This is a genomic window from Myxococcus sp. NMCA1, assembly GCF_026810205.1.
Lineage (GTDB): Bacteria > Myxococcota > Myxococcia > Myxococcales > Myxococcaceae > Myxococcus > Myxococcus xanthus_A.
The window spans coordinates 2,804,751-2,824,505 of the sequence record NZ_CP113950.1 but is presented as its reverse complement, the minus strand read 5'-3'; the positions used below and the strand labels follow the sequence as shown (position 1 = coordinate 2,824,505).

Below are 19,755 nucleotides of genomic sequence, written 5' to 3'. Positions count from 1 at the left end.
GTGCGGTCGGGCGAGGTCCGGGACACCGGAGCCGTTCGGCGAAACCTCTCATTCGGAGGCGCTCGGACGTGACGTCGTTGCGGCAGAAAGCGTTGAAGCTGGGTGCGCCGTGGCTGTGTGCCGTGGCGGTGGCGTCGAGCGGCGCCGCCGTGGCGGCTCCGCCGGCCAAGGCCCAGACCGCGGCCACGAAGGGCACGACGGCCTTCTCCACGGAGACGGTGGTGGAGCGCGCGCGGGCGCTGGCGGCAAAGCCCTACCAGGCGCCGCCGAAGTCGCTGCCGAAGGCGTACACGCAGCTCAACTACGACCAGTACCGCGACATCCGCTTCCGCCCGGAGCGCGCGCACTGGCGCGACGCGGGCCTGCCCTTCCAGGTGCAGTTCTTCCACCCGGGCTTCCTGTTCCAGTCGCCGGTGGTGATGAACGTCGTGGAGGCGGGCCGCTCGCAGCCGCTGCGCTTCTCCCAGGACCTCTTCAGCTACGGCAAGGTCGTCAACAAGGCGTCCCTGCCTCGCAGCGGCGTGGACGGCTTCGCGGGCCTGCGCTTCCACCACCCGCTCAACCGCCCGGACATCTTCGACGAGCTCGCGGTGTTCCAGGGCGCCAGCTACTTCCGCTCGCTGGGCCAGGGCAACCTCTACGGCCTCTCCGCGCGTGGCATCGCCATCGACACCGCGCAGCCGAACCCCGAGGAGTTCCCGGAGTTTCGTGAGTTCTGGCTGGAGCGCCCGGCCTCCGGCTCGAACCAGGTGGTGGTGCACGCGCTGATGGACGGCCCGAGCATCACCGGCGCGTACCGATTCACCATCACCCCGGGCTCGAACACGGTGATGGAGGTGCAGGCCACCCTCTTCTCGCGCCGCACCATCGACAACCTGGGCGTGGCGCCGCTCACCAGCATGTACCTGTTCGGTGAGAACGACCGCGCGAAGTTCGACGACTTCCGGCCGGAGGTCCACGACTCGGACGGCCTCCTGGTCTGGTCCAAGGACGGCGAGCAGCTGTGGCGCCCGCTGCAGAACCCGCGGCAGGTGCGCACCTCCAGCTTCCGCGCGGAGGACCCGCGCGCCTTCGGCCTGCTGCAGCGCGATACGGCCTTCCACAACTACGAGGACCTGGAGGCCCACTACGAGCGCCGCCCCAGCGCGTGGGTGGAGCCCGTGGGCGAGTGGGGCGCCGGCGCGGTGCGGCTGGTGGAGATTCCGACGCCGGACGAGACGCACGACAACATCGTCGCCTTCTGGGTGCCAGACGCGCCGCTCACGCCGGGCACGCCGCTGCGCGTGGCCTACCGCCTGCACTGGGGCGCCAGGTCGCCCTGGGAGAACACCGGCGGCGTCGTCACCTCGACGCGCATCACCTCCGCCATCACCCCGGGCATGCCCGTGGGCGAAGGCGTCACGCCGGCCACGCGCCGGTTCATCCTCGACTTCTCTCGTACCGCCCGCGCCGAGGACGGGCCGGTGGAAGCCGTCATCACCGCGGCCAAGGGCCAGGTGCTGCGCTCCACCATCCAGCGCCATGAACCTTCCGGTGGCTGGCGCACCACCTTCGAGCTGGAGCCCGAGGGCACCAGTGAACCCATCGAGCTGCGCGCGTTCCTGCGGCGCGGTTCGGAGACCCTCACCGAGACCTGGAGCTATCTATGGATTCCGTGACGACGCCGAACACCTGCCCCTCCGTGCCGACCGACTGGGTCCGTCCGGAGACGTGCGTGGCGCTCGACGCCTTCTTCCAGGGCTTCGGCTTCGAAGCCGCCGAGGACCTGGCCGCGCTGGCCGCCTGGGCGCTGGAGGGTGTCACCGCGTCCAACGTGAAGCCGCAGGCCGCCGTGGCCCTGGCCCGGGCCCGCATGGAGACGTGGCTGACGCGCGTGCTGGACATGGACGTGGTGGGTGAAGGCCGCCTGCTGACCCGTGGCCGCGCCGCCTTCGTCCTCAGCGACGGCGCGCGCTTCGGCGCCTCCGTGCTCACCCGGGACGCGGTGCCGCGCGAGCTCTACCGCGCCCTGCGCGCCGCGGTGCCGGTGCCGACGCCGGCGCAGGTCGCCACGCAGATGCCGGAGCAGCAGCTTGTGCTGTGGCCGTTGGGCGAGCGCCTGCGCCGCTGGCTGCGCGCCGGGCAGCCGGACATGTCCGTCTCCCGCTGACGCAGCCCCCGCTCCGGGAGATTCCTCGCGAGGTTCCGCCATGCACGCTCATTCGTTCTCACCGGAGAGCGCCGGCATCCGGCGCCTCTTCGTCCTGGGCCTGGCCGCCGTGTCCACCCTCGTGGGCACGTGGGAGATGCACCGCCTGCTGAGCGCGCGCGGCACCACCGTCCCCGAAGGCGTGCTGCTGGTGCTCTTCGCCCTGTGCTTCGGGTGGATTGCGCTGTCCTTCTGGACGGCGGTGGCGGGGTTCCTCCAGCTCGCCGTGAGCAAGCGGCTGCCCGGCCTGCGCTGGCCCACGGCGGAGGAATCCGCCACGCGGCTCACCTCGCGCACGTCGGTGGTGATGCCGGTCCACAACGAGGACCCGGCCTCCGTCTTCGCCAACGTGCAGGCCACCTACGAGTCCGTGGAGGCCACCGGGCAGCTGGACGCCTTCGACTTCTACATTCTCAGCGACTCCACCCGCCCGGAGGCGTGGATCGCCGAGGAGCTCGCCTGGGCCGACCTGTGCCGCCGCGTGGGTGGCCAGGGGCGCATCTTCTACCGGCGACGCACGGACAACACCGGCAAGAAGGCCGGCAACCTCCAGGACTTCTGCGAGCGCTGGGGCCGCCACTACGACTTCACGATTGTGCTGGACGCCGACAGCCTGATGGACGGCCGCACGCTGGTGACGATGGCGCGGCTGATGGAGCTCAACCCGCGCGCGGGCATCCTCCAGGCGCCGCCGCTGAACGTGGGCCGCAGCACCCTCTTCGCCCGGCTGCAGCAGTTCGCCGGGCGCGTCTACGGCCCGGTGGTGGCCGCGGGCGCGGCGGCGTGGCAGCTGGGCGAGTCCAACTACTGGGGCCACAACGCCATCATCCGCACGGAGGCGTTCATCCAGCACTGCGGCCTGCCCGTGCTCCCCGGCCAGCAACCCTTCGGTGGCCACATCCTCAGCCACGACTTCGTGGAGGCCGCGCTGATGCGCCGCGCCGGCTACACCGTGTGGCTGGTGACGGAGCTGGGCGGCAGCTTCGAGCAGCCGCCCCCGAGCCTGCTGGACTACGCGCAGAGAGATCGGCGCTGGTGCCAGGGCAACCTCCAGCACCTGAGCCTGGTGGCCGCGGGCGGCCTGCACCCCATCAGCCGGGGCCACTTCCTGATGGGCGTGATGTCCTACGCGGCGTCCCCGCTGTGGCTGCTGTTCCTGATGTCCGGGCTGATTGCCGGCCTCTACGACGGGTGGCTGTCGTTCTCCAACCCGCACCTGCTGGAGGACCTGGGCCCGGAGGCGCTGGCGTTCGACACCACGGGCGCCGTGCGGCTGTTCTCCGTGTCCATGGCCATGCTGTTCGCGCCCAAGTGCTTCGGGCTGCTGCTGGCGCTGGCCAGCTCCCAGGACTCGGCGCTCATGGGCGGCCGGATTCGGCTGGTGCTGAGTGTGCTGCTTGAGAGCGTGCTGGCCACGCTGATGGCGCCGGTGATGATGCTATTCCAGTCGCACTTCGTCTTCGGCACGCTGCTTGGCTACAAGGTGACGTGGTCCAGCCAGCAACGCGACGACGCCGACCTGCCCTGGTCCGAGGCGGCCCGGCGGCACGCCGCTCACACCACCGTAGGCGTGGTGCTGGCGGCGGTGGCGTTCTTCCTGTCGCCCGGGCTGCTGCTGTGGCTGTCGCCCGTCGTGGCCGGCCTACTGCTGTCCATCCCCCTCTCTGTCTTCACGTCCCGTGCGTCACTGGGCATCTGGCTGGAGCGGCGCGGGCTGCTCGTCATCCCCGAGGAGACGGAGCCGCCGCGCGTATTGGAGCGGGCGCAAGAGGTGGCTGAGGAGCACGCGCTGGAGCCGGTGAAGGACGCGGTGGACCACGTCATCTCCGATGCCAAGGCGCACGCGCTGCACCTGGCGCTGCTGGAGTCCCAGCCCTCGCCGGCCGCCGTGCCCATGGCACTGGCCTCCGCGCGGCGCAAGCTGCTGGGTGACAACGTGGAGCCGCTGTCCCCGCCGGAGAAGACGGCGGTGCTGATGGACGCACACACGCTGACGGAAGCCCGCGAGCGCCGGCTGACGCTCGCGGTCTCCTGAGCACCCGCGGGACTACGCGAAGAGGCGGCTGAGCACGGCCACCATCTGCGCCACGTCGGTGGCGCAGGCCATCTCCCGGATGGAGTGCATGGACAGCATGGGGTTGCCCACATCCACCGTCCGGATGCCGAGCTGCCCCGCGGAGATGGGCCCAATGGTGCTGCCGCAGCCCAGGTCGGTGCGGGTGACGAAGTGCTGCGGCGTCACGCCGGCCTCGCGGCACAGCGCCGTGAAGAAGGCCCACGACTCGCCATCCGTGGCGTAGGACTGGTTCACGTTCGACTTGATGACCGGGCCCGCGCCCATGTGCGGCTGGTGCTTGGGCTCGTGCAGGGACGGGTAGTTGGGATGGATGGCGTGCGCCATGTCCGCGCTCACCAGGAACGAGTGCGCGATGGCGCGGTGGAACGCGTCCGGCTTGCCGTCCGAGTGCGCCAGCGTCAGGCGCTCCAGCAGCGTGCGCAGGAAGGGTGAAGCGGCGCCCTGCGCGCTGCGGCTGCCCACCTCTTCGTGGTCGAACAGGATGACGCCGCTGGTGGCCTCACGCGGCTCGCTGCTGGAGAGCAGCGCGGACAGGCTGGCGTGACAGCTGGCCAGGTTGTCCAGGCGCGGCGCGTGGAGGAACTCGCCGTGCGCGCCCGAGCGGATGGACGGCTGCAAGTCATAGAGGCACAAGTCGTAGCCGAGGATGTCCCCCGCCTGCGCCTTCACGCCGCCCTTGGCCAACTCCTCCAGCAGCAGCCCGTGCAGCTCCGCGACGCCCGCGCGCTCCAGGCCCAGCACCGGCACCATGTGCTCCTGCGCGTTCAGCTTGAGCCCGTCCGAGTTCACCCCGCGGTTGAGGTGGATGGCCAGGTTGGGCACGCGCAGCAGCGGCCGGCGGAAGTCCACCAGGTGCCGCTGGGGGCGCCCCTCCACCATCACCATGACGCGGCCGGCGAGCGACAAGTCTCGGTCCGTCCAGGTGTGCAGCAACACCCCGCCGTAGATTTCCACGCCGAGCTGCTGGTAGCCGTTCTTCGTCACCGCCGCGTTCGGCTTCACGCGCAGGTTCGGCGAGTCCGTGTGCGAGCCCACCAACCGGAAGCCCGCCCGGTCCACGGGCTGGGTGCCAAGGTGGAAGGCCGCGATGCTCGTGTCCCCCCGGGTGATGAAGACGCGCGCGCCCGGCTCCAGCGTCCAGGGCTCGCGCTCGTCCAACTGGCGGTAGCCCGCCTGCGTCAGACGGCGGGCCGACTCGCGCACCGCATGGTACGGCGTGGGCGAGGCGTCGATGTACTCGAGGAGGTCTCCGGCCAGGGCGTCGGTGTCGGTGGGGCTCATAGGGCGCCCCAAGCTAACGCCGTCCGGCCCCGCCGCCACTCCCGAAAGTCACCGGCCTACCGGGCGGGCGGGCGTTTCGCCGGAGCCTGCGCGGGGAGAATGGTGGTCGCGGGCCGGGCCCCCGGGGCCGCGTCCAGGAAGGTGCCCAACAACACCCACCGGCGAGAGGCCGCCTCCTTCCCCTTCCGGGCCAACAGCGGCGTCGTGTAGTGCCAGAAGGGCAACCGGTACACGGTGATGCCGCCCACGGTGCTGACGGGGGTCATCTGCGTGAAGTGTCCGTCCTGGGCATAGACGAGGTACTGGTGGTCCACCCCGGGCAGCGTGAGGCTGACGTGCATGTCCACGTAGCCGTCCCGGGCCTCGGGCTCCTCCGGATGGTGGTCGTTGTGCGGCCCGGAGTAGTCCCCCGGCCCGTAGCACAGCGCTTGGATGCCCCACTTGCGCCGCAGCGCCCGGCCCGTCACCGCGGCGGCGAACCCGGCGAAGGTGTCCGAGCGCAGCATGTCCGTGAGCCCCACGGACTCCGCCGCGCGCCACGAGCGGGAACGGCGGCTCTCCAGCAGCGCCGTGCTCACCCGCACCGTCTTGGGCAGCAGCTCCATGTAGTTCATCGTCTGCCCGGAGATGGAGTCCGCTGGAATCGGGTCCTCCATAGGCACCATCGTCTCGCGCATCGCCGCGTCCAACGCATCGCGGCATGCGGCGGCACGGCGTGGGTCAATGACACCCTGGAGCGACACGAAGGGACGGGCCGGGTCGAGCAGCGCGCCCACCACGTCACGCTCCTTGCCGTCGAGGATGCGGCGACCCCGGGGGGTCAGCCAGTCAGCGAACTCTTTGGGAAAGGCCTTCATCGGATTGGAACATAGCGCCCCACGCAACCTTTACAGCTGACTTGCGATAATCACCGACAAGCTGATTTTTCCCGGAGCCCCCCAGGCCATGTCCCGCATCGACAGCCGCCCCCGCGTCATCTCGAACCCCACCACCGCGCCTGCGCGGGCCCAGCCGGCAGCTCAGCAGGCGGCCAACGTGGCCCGTGCCACCGCCGTGGGTCACACGCAGGTGAACTCCTTCGAGGGCGCGGCCCGGGCCCGTCCGGCCGCGGCGGCCCAGCCGATTCCCGGTGCGTGGCGCGGCGGTCCGGACACCGAGGTGGGCAAGGCGGTGCAGTCCATCGTCTCGCGGCTCCAGTCGAACCCGGACGCGAACAACATCACCATCAAGGGTGACACCGCGGCCAGCCTGTTCAGCCGGGCCATCCTCGATAGCAAGCACGTGACGAACGAGCAGCTCATCGCCATGGCGAACGTGTCGCTGGACCAGCTCGCCAGCGACGAGAAGACGAAGGCGAAGGTCTACAAGAAGGTCCCGAACGTGCGCGACCTGCCGGTGCACAAGTTCACCGTGGCGATGATGTCCGCCGCGACGGGCATCGACCCGCAGAAGCTGTCCGAGGCCGTGCCGGACCTGGGCCTGACGGGCGCCCCCAACACGCCGCTGCTCTACGCGGCCAAGGGCGAGGGCATGCAGCGCTCCACCGCGCTGCACGACTTCACCGACTACCTGCGCGGCGCGGGCATCAAGGGCCTGAACAAGGCGGTGTGGGGAGTGGAGAACCGCGTCCTCTCCGCCATCGTCTCCGCCGTGGGCGGCGGCCGGTACTGAGCACCGCCACCGCGTCGCGGTGAGCACCGGGGCCGGGTCCTCCTGCGCGGAGGCCCGGCCCTTCGCCTTTCAGGCGCCCTGTCCCACGGCCTGGCTCGCGCGGCCGGGCCGCATCGAAGCGCTCCGCCAGAGCCGTGTGAGCAATGCCCGGCAGCGGGCGCGTCCCAACCTTCAGCCGCTCCGACCCGTCTCCTCTTGGATGCGCTGCCGGGCCGCCTCCAGCCGCTTCGCGCGCACCTTGCCAGCGACGCCCAGCAGCACGCGGTCCCGAGCCCAGCGCTCTCGCGTGATGGCATCCGTGGCGGCCCAGAGGGGTTCGCACCGCTCCAGCACTGCGCGCTTGGTGAGCGCCAGCCCTCCGCCCAGGGCCACGTGCGTGGACGCCGCCGTCGGGTCCAACTGGGACAGCCCCCTCATCATCACCGCCAGGGTGGACAGCTCCTCGCGCACGTCGTCCGGCCAGCCGCTGCGGCGCCCTACCTGGAGCAGCCAGCCCAGCATGGCGAGTTGGACGTGGCAGTCCTCCACGGTGCGGAAGGGCTTGAGGTAGCGCGCGTAGCCGTCTCCCGGAAGCACGTCCTCCGAGGCGACCGCCACGTCCTCCAGGGACAGCTCCGCGTGGGGAACCTCGGGGATGAAGGGCAGCTCCGGGAGCGCGCTCAGCCGCACACCGGGCCGCTTCGCGTCCACCGCCACCATGCGCAGGCGGTTGCGGCCCTGGGCGTCCTGCCCCTCCGACGCCACCACCAGCAGCAGCTCCGCGCGCGTGCCCAGGGTGACGAACGTCTTGGTGCCTGACAGGCGCGGGCCCGCGCCGGCATCCGTCAGCCGCGTCTCGATGGCATTGGGATGCGCGCCACCCGGCTCCGTGGCACAGAGCGCGATGATCCGCTCCGCCGGGAGCTCCGGAAACAGGCGCCGGTGCGCGGCGTGGTAGCCAGAAGCGAAGGCGAACCCCAACCGGTCGGCGAGGAAGCCCCCGGCCAGCGCCAGGTCCGCGGGCGAGGAGAAGCGGGAGGACAGCTCCAGATGCTGGCGCCACCAGGTGTCGACAGAGTCGAGGACCTGGGGCTCGGCGGGCGCGGTGAGCAGGAAATGGAGGACGTCGTTCACGGGGGGAGTCTATTGGCGGCCCTCGCCGGCTCGTCCACCAGTTCTTGAACGAATGGTTGAGCGGCCACCGCTCCCTCCGCCCCAGGACTTCTCAGGGCTGTATTACTGACTCTGGGTATTCTGAACCACGCGACAGCTGCTGCGACTGCACAGCAGGAGGTAGCTGGCCTGCTGGTCACAGCCTCTCGCGCCAAACGTGTCACGATTCAGCCGCTGGGTTGATATCGCGTCCTGCTCACATTTCAGGTCGAAGGCCGCCTGACGAAGAACGAGCTCCTGTATGTCGACCCCACGAGGTTCAGGGCAATACCCAAAGGCGTTGCAGCCAACCTCGTAGCGCCGAAGCTTCTGACAGCCTTCCGCATAGTACGCGCCCGACTCGTTCGGAGCCCCGGCGTAATCATAGACAGGATTGACTGCCAGGTCTTTCTCCGGACAGGCCATGTCCTGGGCAGCCTTCCCTCGGATGGCACTCAGAGCGCCGCTCCCACATCCGGATGATATCAACGCCACAACGAAAGCGAGTACGACGGCCCGCATGTAATTGGCTCCACAAATGAAGCTCGAAAAATGTTTCGGCAGGAAACGTAGGGGAACACGAAAGCACCGTCAATGAGCAGCCCCCTACGTACCCAGCACCATCACGGCACGCACACCCGGCACAGCGGCGCCCTCCTGAGGAGGGCGCTGGAACCTGCGCGCAGTTCAGCTCGCGCGCTTACGGCTGGGCGACTTCGCCCGCTGGGTGGACTTGCGGGTACCGGCGGATGACTTCTTCCCCGCCGCCTTCTTGGCCCCCGCGTCCTTGTTGCCCCGGGACTTCGACACAGACTTCTTTTTCGACGTCGACGAGGTCTTCACCTTCTTGGCCGACGTCTTCCGGGCCGGCGCCTTCTTCTCCGGGGCCAGGATGGTGCCCCGGCAATTGGGCGCGCCGCAGCGGCAGACGTAGAGAGCCTCGGCTTCAGGCCCCATGTCCTCGGTGCGCTCGTAGCCGTAGTCGTACACCAACTCATCACCGGGCTCGATGGTGGTGAGCGCGTAGATGTAGATGTGGCCCTTGTCGATGAGGGCTTCACAGTTGGGCGCGCACGAGTGGTTGATGTAGCGCGCCTCGTTGTGAATCGTCCCCGCGTCCAGCACCGTCCTCTTGTCGAGGTTGAACAGGAACGTGTGGTGCCGCGCCATCGATTCGTCGTCGTAGCGGACGTCCGCCTCCGCCTGCGTGATGCGCTCACCGAGGTACTCGATGATGCGCGTGCCCTTGCGGATGCGGCGGATGGCGAAGGCACCCTGGCCCTGGATGGAGGACGGGTGCAGCTCGAAGGGAAGCGGCTTCGTTGAAGGAATGAAGTTGGGTGAGGTCATTCTGTTGTGAGCGCCCCAGGTGTTGATGTCGGCCAGGACGCTCCGGCTGCGGCGGTGTAGCGTGCACCAGTCCGACTCATGATGAAAGGCGAACGATGATGCGGTGGTGGCTCGTCCTGGGTGCCGTGAACGCTTTCCTCTCCGTCAGCGCGGGGGCCTTCGGCGCGCACGCGCTGCGAAGCCGGCTGCCCCAGGACCTCCAGGTCATCTTCGAGACGGGGGCGCGGTACCACATGTACCACGCGCTGGGACTGCTGGCCGTGGGCCTGCTGGGGCACTTCCGCCCCTCGTCCCTGCTCAACGGCGCCGGCTGGGCGATGCTGGTGGGCATCGTCCTGTTCTCTGGCAGCCTCTACGCACTCGCACTCTCCGGCGTGCGCGTGCTGGGAGCCATCACCCCGCTGGGGGGCCTGGGCTTCCTCGCCGGCTGGCTCCTGTTCGCGGTGGCCGCCTGGCGCACCACGAACTGAGCCCCGCTCACTCCCTCCAGGACGGGGGGAGTGGGTAGTACCGGTCGAGGTCGTCGTGGTTGACGAAGCCACACGCCTCCCGCTGCACCATGAAGCACCAGCGCTGGTGCTCGGCTTCCTTGCGCAGGGCCTGGTGGCGGGCAATCTGCGCGCGCCGGTCGGCGGTCCGGTGGGACCGCAGTTGACGTTCGACCTCGGACAGCTCCCGCAGCGTCTCCTCCAGCTTCACTTCCAATTTCCGGAGCGAGGAGGCCTTCTCCGCCTGGAACTCGGCCTCTAGCGCCTGCAGTGCGTTCGAGCGGTCTTGGAAAGCCATGCCCGTCGAATTAACACCCAGGCCTTCCCGCCGCCCGAGCTTGTCCGCTCCCCTGCCTATGCGCGCCTTCCTCTTCGTCTCGCTGTTCGCCACCGCCGTGGCGACCGCTGCCGAACCGACGCACACCGTCCCACCGGCGTCCTATCTGCTGCGGCCCGACCGCGTCTTCGACGGTGTCACCCCCAAGCCGCACACGGGCTGGGTCGTCCTGGTGACGGGTGACCGCATCGCCGCCGCGGGGCCCGAAGCCAAGATGAAGGTCCCCCAGGGCACCACGTCCGTTGACCTGAGCGGCGCCACGCTGCTGCCCGGCCTCATCGAGGGCCACTCCCACCTGCTCCTCCATCCGTACAACGAGGCGTCCTGGAACGACCAGGTGCTGAAGGAGTCGCTGGCGCTGCGGGTGGCCCGCGCCACCAACCACGCCCGCGCCACGCTGGCGGCGGGATTCACCACCGCCAGGGACCTGGGCACCGAGGGCGCGGCCGACGCGGACGTCGGGCTCAAGCAGGCCATCAACCAGGGCATCATCCCTGGCCCGCGCCTGCTGGTGGCCACGCGCGCCATCGTCGCCACCGGCAGCTATGGCCCCAAGGGCTTCGCCTCGGAGTGGCACGTCCCCCAGGGCGCGGAAGAGGCGGACGGCGAGGAGACGCTCACCCGGGTGGTGCGCGCGCAAATCGGCCAGGGCGCGGACTGGGTGAAGGTGTACGGTGACTACCGCTGGGGCCCCAACAACGAAGCCCGGCCCACCTTCTCCCTGGAGGAGATGAAGCGCATCGTCGACACCGCGCGAAGCAGCGGCCGTCCGGTGTCCGTCCATGCGAGCACCCCCGAAGGCATCCGCCGCGCGGTGCTTGCGGGTGCGGAGAGCATCGAGCACGGGGACGAAGGCACTGCCGAGGTGTTCCGCCTCATGGCACAGCGGGGCGTCTACCTCTGCCCCACGCTGGCCGCCAGCGACGCGATGTTCGAACAGCGCGGCTACAAGCGCGGCGTGGACCCGGAGCCCGCCTACCTCCAACAGAAGCGCGCCACCTTCCGCGCCGCCCTCAGCGCCGGCGTCCCCATGTGTGCGGGTGGAGACTCCGGCGTCTTCCCTCACGGAGAGAATGCGCGCGAGCTGGAGCTGATGGTGGCCTACGGCATGACGCCCGCACAGGCGCTCCAGGCCGCCACCTCCGGCAACGCGGCGATGCTCCACCGTGAGGACCAGCTGGGCCAGGTGAAGGCCGGGCTGCTCGCGGACCTGGTGGCGGTGGAGGGTGACCCGACGAAGGACATCACCACTCTGCGCAAGGTGCGCTGGGTGATGAAGGGCGGCACGGTCGCCGTGGAGCGTCGCTGAGGCGCTACGGCTTCCAGGCCGAGGGCAACGCGCCCTGCTTGCCCGTCACCGGGTCCGCGCCAGGCAGAGGCACCTGGGCAATCCGCTGGACGGAGGCGTCATGCGTCGCCTACTCCGGGCGCTGCATGTCGTAGTCTCCCGTCCCCGCTGGATAGCCGCCCACCACGAGGAGTTACCGCTGGCCTCCAGCCGGCGGTGGCCCGTTCCCGCCGGGAGCACCAGCACATCCCCGGCCTGGACGGTGACCTCCTGCCCGGACTCGCCGCCCAGCTTCAGCCTCGCCGCCGCCACTCCTGGGAATGGAACGGACAAGCCCTCCTTCCCGCGCCGGCCGGAGTGCCTACGGACGCGGCACCGGCTCCGCCTTCACCTGGGCGAAGAGCCGCTCCACGTCCGCCCGGTAACATAGGTCCGTCCCCTGGGTGAGCAGCGCGGCCGTCCCGGAGGCGATGCCCCAGCGCAGCGCGTCCTCAATGGACTGGCCCCGCGCGAGCGCAAGCGTCATCCCCGCGACAAAGCTGTCCCCCGCGCCCACAGAGCTGTGCGTCCGCACCGGGGGCGGCGTCGCCCGGAACTGGGCGGTGCGCGTCGTCACCAGCGCGCCGTCCGCGCCCATGGACACCGCCAGCACTTCCGCGCGGCCCTGGGCCACCAGCTCGCGCGCCGCGGCGGCCTGGGTGGCGAAGTCTTCCGTCGACACGCCGCTCAAGTCGCGCAGCTCGCGGCGATTGGGCTTGGCCAGGAACACGCCCTCTTCCAGCGCGGCCCGCAGCGGAGGACCGTTGGTGTCCACCACCACGCGCACGGCCAGGCGCTTCCCCAGCCGGGCCACACGGGCATAGAAGTCCTCCGGCACGCCGGGCGCCAGGCTGCCGCTGGCGACGATGAAGGCCGCGCCCACGGCCACGTCCTCCAGTGCGCCGAGGCAGCGCTGCCACTCGCGCTCGGACAGCGTGGGCCCCGGCAGGATGAAGCGGTACTCACGCGCGCCCGTGCCTTCCGCCACCGTGAAGCTCTCCCGGGTGGCGTCCTGCAACGGCACGGAGCGGCGCAGCAGGCCCTTCTCCTCCAGGAGTTCCTCCAGCAGGCTCCCGGTGGCCCCGCCCCGCGTGTAGACGGCGATGGACTCACCGCCCAGCTCACGCACCACGCGCGCCACGTTGATGCCGCCCCCACCCGGGTCCCTGCGCACGGGGCCACAGCGCAGCTTGTGCTCCGGCGTGACTTCCGGCACGGACGTGGCCACGTCGATGGTCGGGTTGAGCGTCAGGGTGACGATGTGCGGCATCGCGAAGGGCCTCCTGGGTTGCATGGGCGCGAAAGGGCCGAGCCTGCCCCACCCCGCGCGCCTTCGCCAGCCATCCGAGCGCCCACGCCGCTCCGTCCCACGGGCAACACCCCACCCCGTGCATGGGGCCCTGGGGGGTTGCCTTCCCAGGTAGGCTCGCGAAGATGCGCCCCCATGACACCGCTCCGTCGCCCCTCACGAGATGAGCTGGACGCAGCCACCGGTCGCACCATGCCGGACGTCATCGCTCCCCGGCTGCGCGTGCTCTTCTGCGGCATCAACCCCAGCCTCTACTCCGCGGTGGTGGGCTATCACTTCGCGCGGCCCGGCAACCGCTTCTGGCCCACGCTGCATGCCGCGGGCATCACTCCGCACACATTCCAACCCACGGAGCAGGAGGCCTTGCTCGCGCTGGGCTACGGCATCACCAACGTGGTGGACCGCGCCACCGCCACCGCGGACCTGCTGAACCCCGCCGAGCTGGCCCAGGGCGCGAAGGCGCTGGAAGCCAAGGTGGCGCGCTACCAGCCCCGCTTCCTCGCGGTGCTGGGCGTGAGCGCCTACCGCATCGCCTTTGGCCGTCCCAAGGCCGCGCTGGGCACGCAACCAGAGCGCCTGGGCGACACGCGTTTGTGGGTGCTGCCCAACCCCAGCGGGCTCAACGCGCACTACCAACTCGACGCGCTGGGCCGCCTTTTCGCCGAGCTGCGACGCGCCGTGGAGCAGGGCTGACGACTCCCGGTACGAGTTCGCGGTGCCTCGCGCACCGTGCCTTGACCCATGGGTGCGCCCGCATGCAACGCTGCCCGCCAGGTTCCCCCGGACCTGCATCGCAACAGGCGCCCCCACCTGGAGCAGACCCCATGGCCTCGAAGGCATTCGCAGCAATCATGAACGTATCGCAGCTACTCCTGGAGCGCGGCTTCGAGACCGCGACAGTCTCGGAGGCCCTGGGCCAGGTGGGCGTCGCGCTCGACGTCGACCGCGTCTACATCTTCGAGAACGCCACCAGCCCCAGGGGCGAGCTGCTGTGCAACCAGCGCTACGAGTGGACCGCGGCCGCGGCCTCCGCGCAGTTGGACAACCCCGAGCTCCAGAACGTCCCCTACGCGGAGGTCATGCCCTCCTGGGTTGGTCCGCTGTCGTCGGGCAAGGCCGTCCAGGGACCACCCCGTAACTTCCCGTCGCCCGCTCGGGAGCTGCTGGAGGGCCAGGACATCCGGTCGCTGCTGGTCTGCCCCATCATCGTGGGCGGCGAGTGGTGGGGCTTCGTGGGCTTCGACGACTGCCGGACGGAGCGCCAGTGGCCGCCGACGGAGGTCTCCGTGCTCCAGGCCCTGTCCAACGCGCTCGCGGGCTCGCTCCGCCATGCGCGCCTGCGCAGCATGCTCTCCGGCGTGCAGTCCCAACTGCGCACCATCATCCAGCGCTGCGAGACGACGGCGTCCTGACGCGAGCAGCGTCCGCGAGGCCTCAGCGAAGAATGCCGGCCTCGCGGGCGAACCCGGCCACCACGGGCGCCACGTGCTCGAAGGCGGCGGCGTTGCAGGCCAGCAGGCCGCGGCGGTTCTGGAGCTCCGAACCGTCATAGGCGTACGGCGTCCCGCCCAGGTCCGTGAGGATGCCACCCGCCGCGCGCAGCACCGCTTCGGGCGCGCAGTTGTCCCAGCGATAGCTCTTGTCGCTGACGTGCAGGTAGAGGTCGCAGGCGGCCTCCGCCAGCAGGCCGCACTTGAGGCCCACTGAGCCACACGCCTGCTCGTGGGTGATGCCCAGCCGCCGGGCCACCGCGTCCGTCAGGCGCGAGCGGTGTGAGCGGGACACCACCAGCCGCAGCGCGGACGGCTCCGCCGTGTCCGATACCCGCAGGGCGCGGCGCCCCTGCGCGTCCTCCACGAAGCCGCCCTGCCCCACCACGCCCCAGTACAGCGTGTCTCCAACGGGCCGGTACACGACGCCCAGCGTGGCCTTCCCCGCGATGGCGAGCCCGATGTGGATGGCGAACTCGCCGTTGCGGTTGACGAACTCCTGCGTGCCGTCCATGGGGTCCACGAACCAGCAGCGCTCGAAGCGGCTCGCGCCGGAGGTGTTGTCGGACTCCTCGGCCACGACACCGTCGGAAGGAAATGCGTCGCGCAGCGCTTCCACGATGAAGGCGTTGGCGCGCTCGTCGGCCTCGGTGACGGGCCCCATGCCGCCCGCCTTGTCATGGACGGAGAAGGGCGTGGCGTAGACCTCCAGGAGGATGGCTCCCGCCTGGCGGGCTACGCGGCGGGCGATGTCGAGTTCGGCGTCGAGCGTATGCATGCAGTGGCCGCAGTCTGCCCCTCCGTCCTCCTCCAGTCACGGGTCAGCGAGCCTCCGGGGGAAGGTCGACAACGAAGGTGGCGCCCTTCCCCGGCTGGCTTTCGACGCGAATCGTCCCGCCGTGCGCTTCCACGAGCCGCCGGGTGATGAAGAGCCCCAGCCCCAGGCCTCCGTAGTTGCGGGACGCGGCGCGCTCGAAGCGATCGAAGATGCGCGGCTGCGCCTCCAGGGGAATGCCCACGCCATGGTCCTGGATGCGGATGCGGGCACCCTCCCCGACGCGTGACACCTCCATGCGGACGGGCTCGCCGGCGCCGTACTTCATCGCGTTGGTCAACAGGTTGATCATCACCTGCTCCATCCGGAGCCGGTCCCATCGCCCCAGGACGGGCGTGGGCGCCACCAGCTCGAACACGCAGCCCGCCCGGCCCATCTGTCCCCTCAGGTGGCCCGTGACGTCCCGGGCCACCGCCGCCAGGTCCATGTCCTCGCGCCGCAGGGCCACCTGGCGCTCGTTGACGCGCGACACGTCCAGCAGGTGCTCCACCAGGTGCGACAGCCGCCGGAGCTGGTCCCCGAAGACATCCAGCATGGCGGCCACCTTCTCCACGGGAAGCTGGCCGGACTCCTGCCGAGACAGGGTCCGCGTCAGTTGCTGCACACGCAGCTTCATGGAGGTGACGGGCGTCTTCAGCTCATGCGAGGCAATCGACAGGAACTCGTCGCGAGCGCGGATGGACTCCTGGGCCTTGCGATAGAGCTCGGCGTTCTCGATGGCGAAGGCTGCGCGCTGCCCCAGCTCCTCGGCCAGTGAGCGCTCGCGCGGGCCATACGGACGCCCCGGATGCGCCGCGACAACGGACAGCACGCCCAGGATGAGGCCCCGCGCCCGCAGCGGAACATTCAGTGATGCCCGAGCGCTCAGTGCCCTCACCGCGCTCCACCGTTCGTCTCGGAGCCCATCCGGGTCCAGCAGGCCCATGGCATCCGGGGACGACTCCGAATGTCCCGTCTCCAGCACCCCATAGGGACCATCCCGCGGACCGGAGACGGGGGGATGGGCCTGGAGGAACTCGCGAACGGTGCGGCCCCCCTCGGGCGAACTGGCGGCTACGGCCACGGGGCGCAGCGCCGCGTCCTTGTCCAACAGGGAGACGACGCACAGCTCCCCCAGGGTGGGGACGGACAGCTCCGCCACGCGCTGGAGCGTGGTCTCCGAGTCGAGCGACGTCACCAGCGCCTGGCTGGCCTCCGACAGGAAGCGCTGCCCCAGCTCCATCTGCTTGAGCTCGGTGACGTCGGTGGAGATACCGCACAGCGCATAGAGCGTGCCCGACGAATCGATGAGCGGGAACTTCTGCATGAGATGGGTGTGGACGCCGTCTTCCAGGGGGATGCGCTCCTCCCGCAGGACGAGCTCCCCGGTGGTGAAGACGGCCTGACTCGTCTCACGGAAGCGCGCCGCCAGCGGCCCGGGGAAGATGTCCGACGTGGACTTGCCAGCGACCTCCTGCAGCGTGTGATGGAAGAGCCGCTCCCACTCGCGGTTCACGAAGATGTAGCGCTCCTGCCGGTCGATGATGAAGAACACGGCGTTGGCGTTGTCCAGGATGGCGCGCAGCCGCTTCTCGCTCTCGACGAGCGCGTCCTCGGCGCGCTTGCGCTCCGTCACGTCGGTCAGCACCGCCAGCGACCGAACCATCCGGCCCGACGCGTCCCGCTCCGAGATGGCGGAGAGGAGGACGTCGAGCACCTCGCCGTTCTTCTTCAGAATCTGGTACGGCACGTCCTTGCAGACGCCCGTCTTGAAGAACGCTGGCAGGACGTGCTCGGTCGCAAACCGGCGAGACTCCGGCGTGAAGAAGTCCACGGAGCGACGGCCCAGGACCTCCTCGCGCGAATAGCCCAGGGTGCGCAGCCAGTACTCGCTGACGCTGACCAGCCGGCCCTCCGCGTCGATGGAGTGCATCATCGCGGGCGTGTTCCTATAGAGGCTCCGGAACTTCTCTTCCTCCGCGCGAAGCGCTGCCTCCGCCTGTTTGATGGCGGTGATGTCCCGGAACACGGTCGCCGCGCCGTAGACGTCTCCCGTCGGGTCGGTGAGCACGCGCGCGCCCACCAGCAGCCAGAGGCCCTTGGGGTGGCGGGCGTTGCGGACGTAGACCTCCGCCTGGTCCACCGCCTCGCCACGCAGCAGGGCGCGGGTGAGCGGCAGCGTCTCGACGGGATAGGGCGTCACGGTATCGGGAAGGTAGAGCCCGAAGTACTTCGACCACTGGGACACCGGCATCTCCGGCGGAGGCAACGCGCCGAAGATCTGCTGGGCCATGGGGTTGAGGAGGACGAACCGGCCGTGCCGGTCGACCACCGACACGCCATCACCCATGTTGAGGAAGACCGCCTCCAGGATGCCGAGCGGGATGCCGCCCTCACCGTCCGCGAAGGCATGCCCGCCGGGACGCGTGCCATCGTCCCGGGCGAGCGGAGCCGACATCCAGGTGCTGTCTTCCAGGTGGTCCATGGGAGGGGCGAGTCCAGCGCAAGGAGGCAACGAGGCGCCCTCCCCGTTGGCGTGCCTCCCGTCCACCAACGACTCCTGGACGCCATTCCTCGTCAACAATGTTGTCTCGTGGCCACGCCGCCAAGCCGCGCGTTCCGATGAGGCCAGCGCTCGGTGAAGAAGCCCGCTATAGGAAGGGGCCATTCCTTCCCTTGGAGCCGCCATGCCCGTCACCCTCCGTCCCGCCAAGCCCTCGGATGAGCCCGCCCTGGGGCGCATGGGCGCGGCGCTCGCCCAGAAACACCACGCCTTCGACGCCGCGCGATTCATGCTCCCAGACGACGTGGAGTCGGGCTTCCGCAAGTGGCTGGGCGACGAGGCCAGGAAGCCCGACGCGGTCGTCCTGGTGGCGGAGCTGGACGGAGAGGTCGTGGGCTATGCCTACGGCCGCGTGGAAGGCATGGACTGGAATGCCCTGCTGGACCGCAGCGGCGGCTTCCATGACATCTGGGTGGACGAGAAGGCGCGTGGCGCGGGCGTGGGCGTCCTGCTCGCGGAGGAGATGATGAAGCGCCTGACGGCCCTGGGCGTGCCGCGCGTCGTCCTCCACACCGCCGCGCAGAACGCGACCGCGCAGCGCCTGTTCGCGAAGCTGGGGTGGCGCCCCACCATGGTGGAGATGACGCGCGAGGCGCCCCCTCGCGACGCTACTGAATGATTCGCCGCAGCGAGGCACCGCTCGCTTCGAAAGTCCGCCAGACACTGCTCACCGAGGGCGCCACGGCGCGCTCGTCGAAGGACGTGACGGCGGCCGTGGACGTTTCCTTCAACCAGTGAGCACAATGGGCGCAATGACAACCACGTGGACCGATGCCGATCCGTTGGCGTTCCTCGCTAACGTGACGCCTGCAGGGCGCCGTCGCGACGCCCAGGTGCTTCTCGACTTGATGCGCGAAGTGACCGGGCTCGAGCCGAAGATGTTCGGTCCCTCAATCGTCGGGTTCGGAGAGTACGCGTACCAGTACGCGAGCGGCCACCGTGGCACCGCACCCGCCGCTGGCTTCTCTCCCCGCAAGGCGGCAACCGTCGTCTACCTCGCTGACGGCCTCAGAGCCCACGCCAGTGCGCTCGCCAAGCTCGGTCCGCACACGGCCGGCACCGGATGCCTGTACATCAAGGACCTCACGAAGGTCGACCTCGACGTGCTCACTGGCATCGTCCGCGCCTCGCTGAAGACGCTCACCGCAGGGACCTACGGCAAGCACGCCCACGAGAGCTGAACGACCGCTGACCGGTCCCCGGAGGTCGCCTTGTCGCGGCTGTGCCTCCCCAAAGGCATCTCGCCGTGGCCACGCTGCCCGATTCCGTCGACCACACCGACACTGTCCTGCTTCTGCTGCTTCTTCACATCCACCTCACGAGGGGGAGGCTATCCCCCAGAGAGGTGTCTCAAGAAATCCAGGGGCGGAGGAAGTTGGACATGTTCCACGGGTTGCCCGTGATGCCCTGATCGGTGAAGCCCGTGAGGTTGAAGTTCCATGCCTCGTTGAGCTTCTTCTGTGCTGTCGGGTCCTCGGGGAAATCAATCTGGTTCGCCGGGGCCAGGAAGCGATGCACGCCATCGGGGGAAGGCTTTGCCATGTCATGGGCTCCTTTTTTTCGACAGCCATTGACGCCAACCCTTGTCATGCATGAATGACTTCCTTTGCAAGACACCCCTTCACTTCTCATGAACAAGCGTCTGGCAGACAACCCGACTTCCGAACCAAGGAAAACCGGGGCGGCCCGCGAAAACAGATGCAATCACCCGCCCCCCCGCACGTACTGC

General features: G+C 69.7%; 20 protein-coding genes. 11 read left to right on the top strand and 9 right to left on the bottom strand.

Annotation, left to right across the window (positions count from 1 at the left end; all coding sequences use genetic code 11):
- Positions 1-68 precede the first annotated feature (68 nt).
- Genes OZ403_RS12230 through mdoH form a run of 3 tightly spaced genes read left to right on the top strand, consistent with a single transcriptional unit; the run spans position 69 to position 4,223 of the window.
- Positions 69-1,658, top strand: a complete 1,590-nt coding sequence (locus tag OZ403_RS12230; RefSeq protein ID WP_268784284.1) for a glucan biosynthesis protein — start codon at positions 69-71, stop codon at positions 1,656-1,658.
- Entirely contained in the window at positions 1,646-2,149 is a 504-nt protein-coding gene (locus OZ403_RS12225; protein WP_090489571.1) for a hypothetical protein, read from the top strand. The genes OZ403_RS12230 and OZ403_RS12225 overlap by 13 nt, the downstream gene beginning before the upstream one ends.
- Before the next feature lie 40 nt (positions 2,150-2,189).
- Positions 2,190-4,223 (top strand): glucans biosynthesis glucosyltransferase MdoH, encoded by a 2,034-nt coding sequence (gene mdoH / locus OZ403_RS12220; RefSeq protein ID WP_140789713.1) that lies wholly within the window; start codon positions 2,190-2,192, stop codon positions 4,221-4,223.
- Positions 4,224-4,235: 12 nt separating this feature from the next.
- On the opposite strand, the gene OZ403_RS12215 is transcribed toward mdoH, so the two are convergent.
- Together OZ403_RS12215 and OZ403_RS12210 are read right to left on the bottom strand one after the other, a co-directional pair.
- Positions 4,236-5,546: a M18 family aminopeptidase gene (locus tag OZ403_RS12215; protein ID WP_174258731.1), complete on the bottom strand. Its 1,311-nt coding sequence runs from the start codon at positions 5,544-5,546 to the stop codon at positions 4,236-4,238.
- Positions 5,547-5,602: 56 nt separating this feature from the next.
- A complete protein-coding gene (locus OZ403_RS12210; protein WP_140789709.1) occupies positions 5,603-6,403 on the bottom strand; it encodes a hypothetical protein in 801 nt (266 codons plus the stop codon).
- Between the two features lie 88 nt (positions 6,404-6,491).
- Here OZ403_RS12210 and OZ403_RS12205 point away from each other — a divergent pair, with 88 nt between their 5' ends.
- Positions 6,492-7,217: a hypothetical protein gene (locus tag OZ403_RS12205; RefSeq protein WP_140789707.1), complete on the top strand. Its 726-nt coding sequence runs from the start codon at positions 6,492-6,494 to the stop codon at positions 7,215-7,217.
- A 171-nt stretch (positions 7,218-7,388) separates the two neighbouring features.
- On the opposite strand, the gene OZ403_RS12200 is transcribed toward OZ403_RS12205, so the two are convergent.
- Together OZ403_RS12200 and OZ403_RS12195 are read right to left on the bottom strand one after the other, a co-directional pair.
- Entirely contained in the window at positions 7,389-8,330 is a 942-nt protein-coding gene (locus OZ403_RS12200; RefSeq protein ID WP_268784282.1) for an acyl-CoA dehydrogenase family protein, read from the bottom strand.
- Positions 8,331-9,035: 705 nt separating this feature from the next.
- Positions 9,036-9,698 (bottom strand): SET domain-containing protein, encoded by a 663-nt coding sequence (locus OZ403_RS12195; protein WP_140789701.1) that lies wholly within the window; start codon positions 9,696-9,698, stop codon positions 9,036-9,038.
- Between the two features lie 95 nt (positions 9,699-9,793).
- On the opposite strand from OZ403_RS12195, the gene OZ403_RS12190 reads away from it, so the two are divergent.
- On the top strand, positions 9,794-10,168 hold the full coding sequence (locus OZ403_RS12190) for a DUF423 domain-containing protein (protein ID WP_140797911.1): 375 nt from the start codon (positions 9,794-9,796) through the stop codon (positions 10,166-10,168).
- 7 nt (positions 10,169-10,175) lie between these two features.
- On the opposite strand, the gene OZ403_RS12185 is transcribed toward OZ403_RS12190, so the two are convergent.
- Positions 10,176-10,484 carry a hypothetical protein gene (locus tag OZ403_RS12185; protein WP_174258730.1) on the bottom strand — a complete coding sequence of 103 codons (309 nt, stop codon included), beginning with the start codon at positions 10,482-10,484 and terminating at the stop codon, positions 10,176-10,178.
- Positions 10,485-10,542: 58 nt separating this feature from the next.
- Between OZ403_RS12185 and OZ403_RS12180 the strand changes: the two genes are divergently transcribed.
- Complete coding sequence (locus OZ403_RS12180) at positions 10,543-11,832, top strand: metal-dependent hydrolase family protein (RefSeq protein WP_140789697.1); 1,290 nt, start codon at positions 10,543-10,545, stop codon at positions 11,830-11,832.
- 340 nt (positions 11,833-12,172) lie between these two features.
- On the opposite strand, the gene OZ403_RS12175 is transcribed toward OZ403_RS12180, so the two are convergent.
- Positions 12,173-13,120 carry a 1-phosphofructokinase family hexose kinase gene (locus OZ403_RS12175; protein ID WP_140789695.1) on the bottom strand — a complete coding sequence of 316 codons (948 nt, stop codon included), beginning with the start codon at positions 13,118-13,120 and terminating at the stop codon, positions 12,173-12,175.
- Between the two features lie 231 nt (positions 13,121-13,351).
- Between OZ403_RS12175 and mug the strand changes: the two genes are divergently transcribed.
- Both mug and OZ403_RS12165 read left to right on the top strand, forming a co-directional pair.
- The gene (gene mug, locus OZ403_RS12170) at positions 13,352-13,852 is read left to right on the top strand and encodes a G/U mismatch-specific DNA glycosylase (protein WP_140796422.1); all 501 of its coding nucleotides are present in this window, start codon (positions 13,352-13,354) and stop codon (positions 13,850-13,852) included.
- Positions 13,853-13,983: 131 nt separating this feature from the next.
- Complete coding sequence (locus tag OZ403_RS12165) at positions 13,984-14,571, top strand: GAF domain-containing protein (RefSeq protein WP_140789693.1); 588 nt, start codon at positions 13,984-13,986, stop codon at positions 14,569-14,571.
- Between the two features lie 22 nt (positions 14,572-14,593).
- Here the strand turns inward: OZ403_RS12165 and OZ403_RS12160 are convergent, their stop codons facing one another.
- The gene (locus OZ403_RS12160) at positions 14,594-15,427 is read right to left on the bottom strand and encodes a 3'(2'),5'-bisphosphate nucleotidase CysQ family protein (RefSeq protein ID WP_140789678.1); all 834 of its coding nucleotides are present in this window, start codon (positions 15,425-15,427) and stop codon (positions 14,594-14,596) included.
- Between the two features lie 43 nt (positions 15,428-15,470).
- On the bottom strand, positions 15,471-18,131 hold the full coding sequence (locus OZ403_RS12155; protein ID WP_442929769.1) for a sensor histidine kinase: 2,661 nt from the start codon (positions 18,129-18,131) through the stop codon (positions 15,471-15,473).
- A 19-nt stretch (positions 18,132-18,150) separates the two neighbouring features.
- On the opposite strand from OZ403_RS12155, the gene OZ403_RS12150 reads away from it, so the two are divergent.
- From OZ403_RS12150 to OZ403_RS12140, 3 genes are read left to right on the top strand one after another with little or no spacing between them, the layout of a single operon-like run.
- Positions 18,151-18,645 (top strand): GNAT family N-acetyltransferase, encoded by a 495-nt coding sequence (locus OZ403_RS12150; RefSeq protein ID WP_268784280.1) that lies wholly within the window; start codon positions 18,151-18,153, stop codon positions 18,643-18,645.
- The gene (locus OZ403_RS12145; RefSeq protein WP_257792141.1) at positions 18,642-18,764 is read left to right on the top strand and encodes a hypothetical protein; all 123 of its coding nucleotides are present in this window, start codon (positions 18,642-18,644) and stop codon (positions 18,762-18,764) included. Before OZ403_RS12150 ends, OZ403_RS12145 begins: the two co-directional genes overlap by 4 nt.
- A 14-nt stretch (positions 18,765-18,778) precedes the next feature.
- A complete protein-coding gene (locus OZ403_RS12140) occupies positions 18,779-19,207 on the top strand; it encodes a DUF1801 domain-containing protein (protein ID WP_237078242.1) in 429 nt (142 codons plus the stop codon).
- A gap of 169 nt (positions 19,208-19,376) precedes the next feature.
- Here the strand turns inward: OZ403_RS12140 and OZ403_RS12135 are convergent, their stop codons facing one another.
- Positions 19,377-19,568, bottom strand: coding sequence for a hypothetical protein (locus OZ403_RS12135; RefSeq protein ID WP_140874248.1), 192 nt, complete (start codon positions 19,566-19,568; stop codon positions 19,377-19,379).
- Between the last annotated feature and the right edge of the window lie 187 nt (positions 19,569-19,755).

Excerpts from the sequence above, each read along its gene's own strand:
- OZ403_RS12225 (WP_090489571.1), top strand. The coding sequence starts at position 1,646 with ATGGATTCCGTGACGACGCCGAACACCTGCCCCTCCGTGCCGACCGAC.
- mdoH (WP_140789713.1), top strand. The coding sequence starts at position 2,190 with ATGCACGCTCATTCGTTCTCACCGGAGAGCGCCGGCATCCGGCGCCTC.
- OZ403_RS12215 (WP_174258731.1), bottom strand. The coding sequence starts at position 5,546 with ATGAGCCCCACCGACACCGACGCCCTGGCCGGAGACCTCCTCGAGTAC.
- OZ403_RS12210 (WP_140789709.1), bottom strand. The coding sequence starts at position 6,403 with ATGAAGGCCTTTCCCAAAGAGTTCGCTGACTGGCTGACCCCCCGGGGT.
- OZ403_RS12205 (WP_140789707.1), top strand. The coding sequence starts at position 6,492 with ATGTCCCGCATCGACAGCCGCCCCCGCGTCATCTCGAACCCCACCACC.
- OZ403_RS12195 (WP_140789701.1), bottom strand. The coding sequence starts at position 9,698 with ATGACCTCACCCAACTTCATTCCTTCAACGAAGCCGCTTCCCTTCGAG.
- OZ403_RS12190 (WP_140797911.1), top strand. The coding sequence starts at position 9,794 with ATGATGCGGTGGTGGCTCGTCCTGGGTGCCGTGAACGCTTTCCTCTCC.
- OZ403_RS12185 (WP_174258730.1), bottom strand. The coding sequence starts at position 10,484 with ATGGCTTTCCAAGACCGCTCGAACGCACTGCAGGCGCTAGAGGCCGAG.
- OZ403_RS12180 (WP_140789697.1), top strand. The coding sequence starts at position 10,543 with ATGCGCGCCTTCCTCTTCGTCTCGCTGTTCGCCACCGCCGTGGCGACC.
- OZ403_RS12175 (WP_140789695.1), bottom strand. The coding sequence starts at position 13,120 with ATGCCGCACATCGTCACCCTGACGCTCAACCCGACCATCGACGTGGCC.
- mug (WP_140796422.1), top strand. The coding sequence starts at position 13,352 with ATGCCGGACGTCATCGCTCCCCGGCTGCGCGTGCTCTTCTGCGGCATC.
- OZ403_RS12165 (WP_140789693.1), top strand. The coding sequence starts at position 13,984 with ATGGCCTCGAAGGCATTCGCAGCAATCATGAACGTATCGCAGCTACTC.
- OZ403_RS12160 (WP_140789678.1), bottom strand. The coding sequence starts at position 15,427 with ATGCATACGCTCGACGCCGAACTCGACATCGCCCGCCGCGTAGCCCGC.
- OZ403_RS12155 (WP_442929769.1), bottom strand. The coding sequence starts at position 18,131 with ATGGCCCCTTCCTATAGCGGGCTTCTTCACCGAGCGCTGGCCTCATCG.
- OZ403_RS12150 (WP_268784280.1), top strand. The coding sequence starts at position 18,151 with ATGCCCGTCACCCTCCGTCCCGCCAAGCCCTCGGATGAGCCCGCCCTG.
- OZ403_RS12145 (WP_257792141.1), top strand. The coding sequence starts at position 18,642 with ATGATTCGCCGCAGCGAGGCACCGCTCGCTTCGAAAGTCCGCCAGACA.
- OZ403_RS12140 (WP_237078242.1), top strand. The coding sequence starts at position 18,779 with ATGACAACCACGTGGACCGATGCCGATCCGTTGGCGTTCCTCGCTAAC.
- OZ403_RS12135 (WP_140874248.1), bottom strand. The coding sequence starts at position 19,568 with ATGGCAAAGCCTTCCCCCGATGGCGTGCATCGCTTCCTGGCCCCGGCG.